Source organism: Coprobacillus sp. (assembly GCF_984815275.1).
In genome coordinates this window covers 1-7,477 of the sequence record NZ_CFJNYH010000071.1, presented here as the reverse complement: position 1 = coordinate 7,477, position 7,477 = coordinate 1, and the positions used below count along the sequence as shown (strand labels likewise).

General features: G+C 27.4%; 8 protein-coding genes and 1 pseudogene. 1 reads left to right on the top strand and 8 read right to left on the bottom strand.

What is annotated here, in order from left to right; genetic code table 11:
• Positions 1-252 (top strand): annotated as a pseudogene (locus AC5M21_RS15575) (hypothetical protein); the annotation flags it as partial.
• Positions 253-376: 124 nt separating this feature from the next.
• On the opposite strand, the gene AC5M21_RS15570 reads toward AC5M21_RS15575, so the two are convergent.
• The 8 genes from AC5M21_RS15570 to metG form a co-directional block, all read right to left on the bottom strand.
• Entirely contained in the window at positions 377-928 is a 552-nt protein-coding gene (locus tag AC5M21_RS15570; protein ID WP_054325227.1) for an accessory gene regulator B family protein, read from the bottom strand.
• 89 nt (positions 929-1,017) lie between these two features.
• Positions 1,018-2,286: a sensor histidine kinase gene (locus AC5M21_RS15565; protein WP_054688820.1), complete on the bottom strand. Its 1,269-nt coding sequence runs from the start codon at positions 2,284-2,286 to the stop codon at positions 1,018-1,020.
• A complete protein-coding gene (locus AC5M21_RS15560; RefSeq protein ID WP_054325226.1) occupies positions 2,277-2,975 on the bottom strand; it encodes a LytR/AlgR family response regulator transcription factor in 699 nt (232 codons plus the stop codon). Before AC5M21_RS15560 ends, AC5M21_RS15565 begins: the two co-directional genes overlap by 10 nt.
• The gene (locus tag AC5M21_RS15555; RefSeq protein WP_008788973.1) at positions 2,957-3,313 is read right to left on the bottom strand and encodes a helix-turn-helix domain-containing protein; all 357 of its coding nucleotides are present in this window, start codon (positions 3,311-3,313) and stop codon (positions 2,957-2,959) included. The genes AC5M21_RS15560 and AC5M21_RS15555 overlap by 19 nt, the downstream gene beginning before the upstream one ends.
• A 353-nt stretch (positions 3,314-3,666) precedes the next feature.
• The gene (locus AC5M21_RS15550; RefSeq protein ID WP_008788974.1) at positions 3,667-4,215 is read right to left on the bottom strand and encodes a S24/S26 family peptidase; all 549 of its coding nucleotides are present in this window, start codon (positions 4,213-4,215) and stop codon (positions 3,667-3,669) included.
• 51 nt (positions 4,216-4,266) lie between these two features.
• Positions 4,267-4,740 carry a hypothetical protein gene (locus AC5M21_RS15545; protein WP_008788975.1) on the bottom strand — a complete coding sequence of 158 codons (474 nt, stop codon included), beginning with the start codon at positions 4,738-4,740 and terminating at the stop codon, positions 4,267-4,269.
• Between the two features lie 132 nt (positions 4,741-4,872).
• Positions 4,873-5,790: a LysR family transcriptional regulator gene (locus AC5M21_RS15540; protein ID WP_054325225.1), complete on the bottom strand. Its 918-nt coding sequence runs from the start codon at positions 5,788-5,790 to the stop codon at positions 4,873-4,875.
• A 108-nt stretch (positions 5,791-5,898) separates the two neighbouring features.
• Positions 5,899-7,477, bottom strand: a 1,579-nt coding sequence (gene metG / locus AC5M21_RS15535; protein WP_493531525.1) for a methionine--tRNA ligase, incomplete at its 5' end; no start/stop codon positions are given.

The window sequence follows — 7,477 nt, the reverse complement described above, 5'->3', positions numbered from 1 at the left end:
ATGACTAAAAAAAGATATACTAAAAAATATTTGAAATATAGTACTGCTATAAACATATTTACATTAACTGCTTTAACTATTTTCGTTGTAAATTCTGGGTTTCTCAAAGATTATCTATTACCATTAAATATTAATTTCAATTATACAATGGTGAATGTCTTTATTATGAGTGCGCTTATTATGATTTATATGATATCCCTCTATAAACTCTTAAGAAATTTAAAATCATATCGTTCACTTTTTAGAAAATAAAATCATCTTATGATAAAACATAGGATGATTTTTAATTTTGATTTATTTATTTTTTTGAGATGGTTTTTGTGGTTTGTAAAATTCCCACGGAGAACAATTATTTAAGTTCTTGATAGCTATTTTTTTAATAATCTTCAACATTTTTATGACCTCCTCCTAAATTAGATATTGCAGTTACAGCAAATGCATATGTTACAGTTAAACTCAGATTCGAATATTTTAATGTCCATAAGCTTATAACACAACCTAAACACATCATGACTTTATTGATTATTTTATATTTCTTAACTTGCGAAAGTAAGATATCAGGGTTTTGAGGAACTCTATAAATATATATAGGTATAATCATAACCCATAAATATAAATAACAATTCAATTGATACTTTAACAAAAGAATAAAAAGAATGTGAACAAGGAGTGTTAAAAACATACATCTTAACATTGTTTTAGCATGATACCCACCACCATAATATCTAACCCAATAAAATAGAACGAGAAAACATAATGTCCAAAGCAATTGATGAAATAATAATCCCATGATAATAACCATTACAAAAGCCGCTAAATTTGATATGATCAATTGCAATCCATAATTATATAAATCTTGTTCATTAGGTAAGATCTTATGTTTTTTGATGAGACTATCTATTATCATTTGTGATATTTTCTGTAACATAGCATCACCTTTCTTATCTTATCATTATAAATTTTATTTTTCCTTTTGATGTGACACAAACCCCCAAAATCTGCTACACATTCATAAAATTAGTTGTGAAAAGAAATATAAATATAACTAATAAAGGTATCTTCTGTTATCTGTTTTTTATATATTCCATTATATAGATTAACTTTTTCTTGAATAATTGTTAGACCTAGTCCTTGATGTTCTCCACCTTTATGGCTTACCCAATCGATATTGTGATTAACAATAGGGTTTTTGACCTGTATAATTAATTCATTGAGAGAATACTCGATATATATATTGATTTCTTTTTGATTTGTTTTTAATGTTTCTTCTATTGCATTATCAAGAAGATTAAATAATATTGAACAGAGGTCTGTGACTTTCATATGTCCATCTTCAATACTTTTTACAACACAGTGAAATTTAATTTGATCTTTATATTGAGCGTATTTTGTATTAATAATGGCATCTATATATGGATTTTGAGTATGAATGAGTTTGTCAATGGATTTTAATTCTTGAATAACTTCATTATATAATTGATGACTATGTTCAAGATTCAGATATTGAATAGTTTCCAATTTGTTTTTAATATCATGTTTAAATTTCTTTATTTCTTCTTGATTCTTTATGTGAAGATTAATATTTTGAAGAATCATATTATTCATTTGGTTTTTTGTTTTTTCTACTTCTTTTTCTCTATATATATTCATTGTTTGATGAAGTAAGATATGAAAACAGGTGTAAAGAATAATAATGAAAAAGAAGATAAGAAGAACATGACTGTCATCATAAACAATATATTGTGATAATAACATCACTATCAAGATGACAATAATAATGATAAGGTTGTAGAAACATATATATTGTTGAGGAAGATAAGCATTTTTTATATTGGTTATTTTGATAAGATATTTCATTATCAAAAATGATATCATAACGATTATGAATATAATTATGATTCTCATAAATCCTACTGCATAAAGATCAGAAAAATCGAGATGAAAAATATGTATACTCATTCTATTTATGATTAAAGATATAAACCCATACAAACAATAATAACTACTTATTACAAAACCAACCAATGCATAATTATATATAATATTCTTATATACTTGTATTTCAATATAGAGCAAAATTAGATTCAATAATATTCCTAAATATGGAATATCATATACTACTAATTGTCCTAAGAGGTGACCAATAAGATATGTTATTATAAAGTTTATAAATGATAGAAACACGATTCTGATAATAATTCTTTGACTATCTTTTTTAATTAACTGATAAAAGATATAACCAATAACCGTTTCATAAATCAAACAATATAAATACTCTAAAACCATATCCCTCCTCTTCTTTCTACGTATTCATCTATTAATCTATAATATCTATTGCTAGATATGGGCAAACACCTATGTTTCCCCTTTAAAAGGACTCCCTTATCTTTAGTTATTGATAGGATATGCTTCCAATTTATATATGTATTTTTGTTAATACCTAAAAATTCATATTGATAATGTTTCATAAAAGCAGATAAACTGACTCTTTTCATGATATATTTATTTGATTTTGTATAAAGCCAGATATCTCTTTTTTCATATTTTACATAAATAACCTCATTAACATCTAATAGCGTAATATTACTATTATAATTAATCTGAATAAAAGAATCTTTTAGGCGAGTATATATATCTTGAAATTGATTTTGAAAGAAAACTTCTATATTCTCTTTTAATACGAACTTATAAACATTATGGTCAATACAATCCGCCATTCTATCTGCGTGAGAAGTTATGTAAATAATGGGAGTATTATAAAAATGCTTATGAACAAATTCTATACCATCGGTTTCTCTTAGATCTATATCCATAAAGATAAGATGGAAATTGATTTTCTCTTTTTCTTTTAATAGTTTTTCACATGTTAAAAACTTGTATATCTCTATATCATTATAGTAGTCTGTCTTAAGCATTTGTGAACTGATTAATTGAAGAAAAGCCCATTCATCATCAACTATTGCAATATTAAACATTCATTATCTTCCTTAGCATATTGAATTTTAAGTGCTTCATTAATATGTTTTAATGCTTCTGGATCAAGGGATAGAAGATATTGATTTATAAAAGGATATTCTGCAAGTACAGATATTGAACTTTCATGAACATACATATTATATTTTTTAGTATCTTCTCCTATTATATAATTGATTGGCACGTGAAAGTATTGACTAATGATTTTTAATGTTTTTATATCTAATGAGTCTATATTTTTCTCTATTCTACTTACTGTTTGCTGAGACATACCTATCTTGTCTCCAAACTCCTCCTGTGTCAAACCACATTGTTCTCTTAACTCTTTTATTTTCGACATACTTATTCACCTCATATTTCATTATAAAGTAAACACATACATCAATTTACTCACATTTATTGTTTTCGTACTCATAAAATGAGTATTCACATATATTCGTCAACAAATTGTATCTAATTGATAATAATTAAGAGCTGTCCTGTATTCTACTAAAAACTGTATATCTTTTTATACCATAATCACTAAATTTTTCATTACTTATAATTTTTATAGAATTTATTAAGATGATCATAATGCTTCACCAAACACCTTTACACTTTTCATATCAGATAATTTAAATATAAAAACTATGTCTTCAATCACACCATATGATTATTACAAATCAAGAATGTAATTCAATACATAGTTTATACCTAAGCTAATTGTTTCCTTAACTTTACTTCTTTTTCTTTCCACCTTGTTTTAATTAATATATTTATTAAATAAATAACAAATAATTCTCCCATATACACCAATCCAAAAGAACTTTTCAAAAATAAGAAAATCTTTCCAATATATGGTATATGGTAAATGTATTCTCCAATAATATCACTTCTTTTGGTTTCATAATTATCAAAGAAATCTTTACCTTCAGCTTGTGTCCTATAATAAGTATTCCCATCATTACCTATCTGTGTTTCCCTAAAATAGTGAGTTAATAAAATATTTTCACCAAATCGATCAGCTTCAAATGTTACAATTGTATCTGGTTGAATTGTCTTTTCAACAGGTATGAGTTTTGTAAGAACAAGTGAGTAAGTCGGAATTTTCGGCTCCATACTATCTGACAAAACAGTATAAAGACGATAGCCTGTTACTTCTGCCACTTTATCAGGAAAGTATATGATGAGTGTAAAACAAAAAATAAGTTCAATTATAAATACTTTATGTATAATTTGAAGAAATGGTTTGAAATAACGCATGATATACCTCCTTTCATGAGTAAAAAAACCGTCATAAGACGGTTGATTTTATTATTGTAATGTTCCTTTCACAGAAACTTTTAAAGTTTCACCTGCTAAAGATGCATCTTTGACTGACACCTTAACATTATAAGTATTTGTTGCTTCAACTTTAGAATCAACATTTCCAGTCAAACCATTATCAGCACCATCTTGTGTAATTTCTATTGTAGCTTTTGATGAATCTATAGGTTGATCACTTGAATCAGTTAATATTGGTTGAAGTGTTAATGTACTGACTTTACTATTATTATCAACAACATTAAATTCAACTGTACTTGTGTATGATGGAAGTGTATCACCTAAAACTCTACTTTCTTCACTAAAAGTTGTTAATGTTCCTGCTTGTACTGTTACTGGTGTTCCAACAACCAAATTTGCTACATCAGATGTATCTTCTAATTGATCCCATGCTGCGAATGTTCCTGCTGAAGTTGCAACAATTGCTACTGCTGTCGCGAATGTTAAAATTGTACTCTTTTTCATATTATTTTTTCTCCTTTTTTATACAAATGATATTAGGAATGTTATTCCTTAATACATCTTAATTGTATTCCAAAAAAGTTAGATTGTATAATACTTAAATTGAAATGCCTAGTTATATCAATTTATACATAACTAAATATAATCATAGTTTTCATGCAAAATATCTAAAAATACTTGACCTGCATTTGATATTGTATCACGTTTTCGTTTAATAATAACAAAGTTCATTGTGATTCCACTATTCTCTATTTCGATACTCTTTATATGCGAATATTTTAATTCCTCCACCTGCCATTTATTCCCTAACATCAAGGCATCTGCATGATTTATCATATTGATTATAGCATGATAATTGCTCATTATAATACTTCTTTTGAACTCTGATAAGGCAAAGCCATCTATCGATAATGATAAATTTAAATTTGAGAAAAAGTCATATGGTAAGTGAATACGTGGATATTCAAAAAATTCTTTTATATTTACAATTTCTTTATGTGCAAGGGGATTATTTTCACTTATATGTACATATAAAGGACCACTTCCTAATATTTGTACTTCAATATCTTTAACTTCAGCCATCTTTTTAAAGATTGATAATTGGTAGTTATTCAAGATTGTAATTCCTATTTCAGATTTCATATCAATTACATTTTGAAGAACCTCTTCAGCAGTTGTCTCTAAAAACTTGATTTCTGTTTCAGCACTGCTTATACGTTTATAAAAATTCAAAATCATATCATCTTTTAAAAATAAAGAATCTACAGAAATAGATAACTGACTATAAATTTGTTCAGCATCTAATTCCTTTAATCTTTCAAGGACCTGAAATTGATTCAAAATAGATCTTGCATAATAATATAACATTTTCCCAGTCGGTGTAAGTGTCACACCTCTATTGTTTCTTATAATCAATGCTTTCCCCATATCTTCCTCTAAAGCATGGATAGAGCGACTTAAATTAGGCTGAGATATATATAATTTTTCTGCTGCTTTATTTATGCTTCCACAATCTACAACTTCTATAAACTGAAATAACTGTTCTTTTCTCATGATATCCTCCTACATTTCATTTTCATTTTATCATATTTATGAAATACACAAAATAAAATATTCTCTTTAAAAAGAAAAGCAGGCTCATGAAATGAACCTACTTTCTCATTATTTAATTTTTGTTCCATTAGGTAAGCTTTCAACAGATACAAGTTCTAATAACTTTTTCTTAGAACCAGCTAAAATCATTCCTTGTGATTCTACACCACGTAAAACTGCTGGTTTTAAATTAGATACAACAATAACTTTCTTACCAATCATATCTTCTGGACTATAGAAATCAGCAATTCCTGATACAATTTGTCTAACTTCTTTTCCAATGTTAATTTGAGAAATAAGTAATTTATCAGCATCTGGATGCTTTTCACATTTTTCAACTGTTCCAACAGTTAATTCTATTTTAGCAAAATCATCAATAGTAATTTGATTCTCATCTTCTTTTTGTTCTTGTTTTTTAGGTTGTAGTGCTTCTACTTTCTTTTCAACCTCTTTTGGATCTAATCTTGCAAATAATTGTTGTGGTTTATCAGTCACTTTATTTCCCACTGGATATAATCCAAAAGTACTTAAATCTTTGAAATCTCTTAGATCAGTATGAATTTGATCTAAAATTTTTGTAGAAGTTGATGGCATAAATGGTTCTAGTGCAATTGCTGCAAAACGAATAGCTTCTATCAAATTATAAAGAACAGTAGCTAAACGTTCTTGTTTGTCAGTTTCTTTAGCAAGAGCCCAAGGCATTGTATCATCAATATATTTATTTGTTCTTCTTAACAAAACAAAAATTTCGTCTAATGCTTTAGATGCTTTGAACTCATCCATTAAATCTTGTACTTTCTTTGGCATAGCTAAAGCAATTTGCTTTAACTCATCATCAACTTCTTCATATACTTCTGGATTTGTCACAACACCATCAAAATATTTATTTGTCATTGCAATTGTTCTATTAACCAAGTTTCCTAAAATATTAGCTAAATCAGAATTAATACGCTCTACTAATAGATCCCATGTAATACTTCCATCATTATCATAAGGAATTTCATGTAAAACATAATATCTTACGGCATCTACACCAAAGATTTGAACCAAATCATCAGCATAAATTACATTTCCTTTCGATTTAGACATTTTGCTTTCCCCTTGTAATAACCAAGGATGTCCGAACACCTGTTTAGGCAACGGAATGTCTAGTGCCATTAGCATAATTGGCCAATAAATTGTATGAAACCTTACAATATCCTTACCAATTAAATGTAAGTCAGCAGGCCAATATCTTTTATACAGTTCTCCATGATTTCCATCCACATCATAACCAAGACCAGTAATATAATTTGTCAATGCATCAATCCATACATAAACGACATGTTTAGGATCAAAATCAACTGGAATAGACCAAGTAAATGTTGTACGTGATACACATAAATCTTGTAAACCAGGTTTTAAGAAGTTATTCATCATTTCATTCTTTCTTGAAACAGGTTGAATAAACTCTGGATGATTTTCAATATGTTGAATTAAACGATCTGCATATTTAGATAACTTAAAGAAATAAGCTTCTTCCTTAGCATCATGAACAGGTCCCCCACAATCAGGACATTTGCCATCAACAAGTTGTGATTCTGTAAAAAACGATTCACATGCTGTACAATATTTACCTTCATAGTGTCCTAAATAAATATCACCTTGA

Coding starts and splice junctions, on each gene's coding strand:
- AC5M21_RS15565 (WP_054688820.1), bottom strand. CDS start 2,286: ATGGTTTTAGAGTATTTATATTGTTTGATTTATGAAACGGTTATTGGT.
- AC5M21_RS15540 (WP_054325225.1), bottom strand. CDS start 5,790: ATGAGAAAAGAACAGTTATTTCAGTTTATAGAAGTTGTAGATTGTGGA.
- AC5M21_RS15550 (WP_008788974.1), bottom strand. CDS start 4,215: ATGCGTTATTTCAAACCATTTCTTCAAATTATACATAAAGTATTTATA.
- AC5M21_RS15555 (WP_008788973.1), bottom strand. CDS start 3,313: ATGTCGAAAATAAAAGAGTTAAGAGAACAATGTGGTTTGACACAGGAG.
- AC5M21_RS15560 (WP_054325226.1), bottom strand. CDS start 2,975: ATGTTTAATATTGCAATAGTTGATGATGAATGGGCTTTTCTTCAATTA.
- AC5M21_RS15570 (WP_054325227.1), bottom strand. CDS start 928: ATGTTACAGAAAATATCACAAATGATAATAGATAGTCTCATCAAAAAA.
- AC5M21_RS15545 (WP_008788975.1), bottom strand. CDS start 4,740: ATGAAAAAGAGTACAATTTTAACATTCGCGACAGCAGTAGCAATTGTT.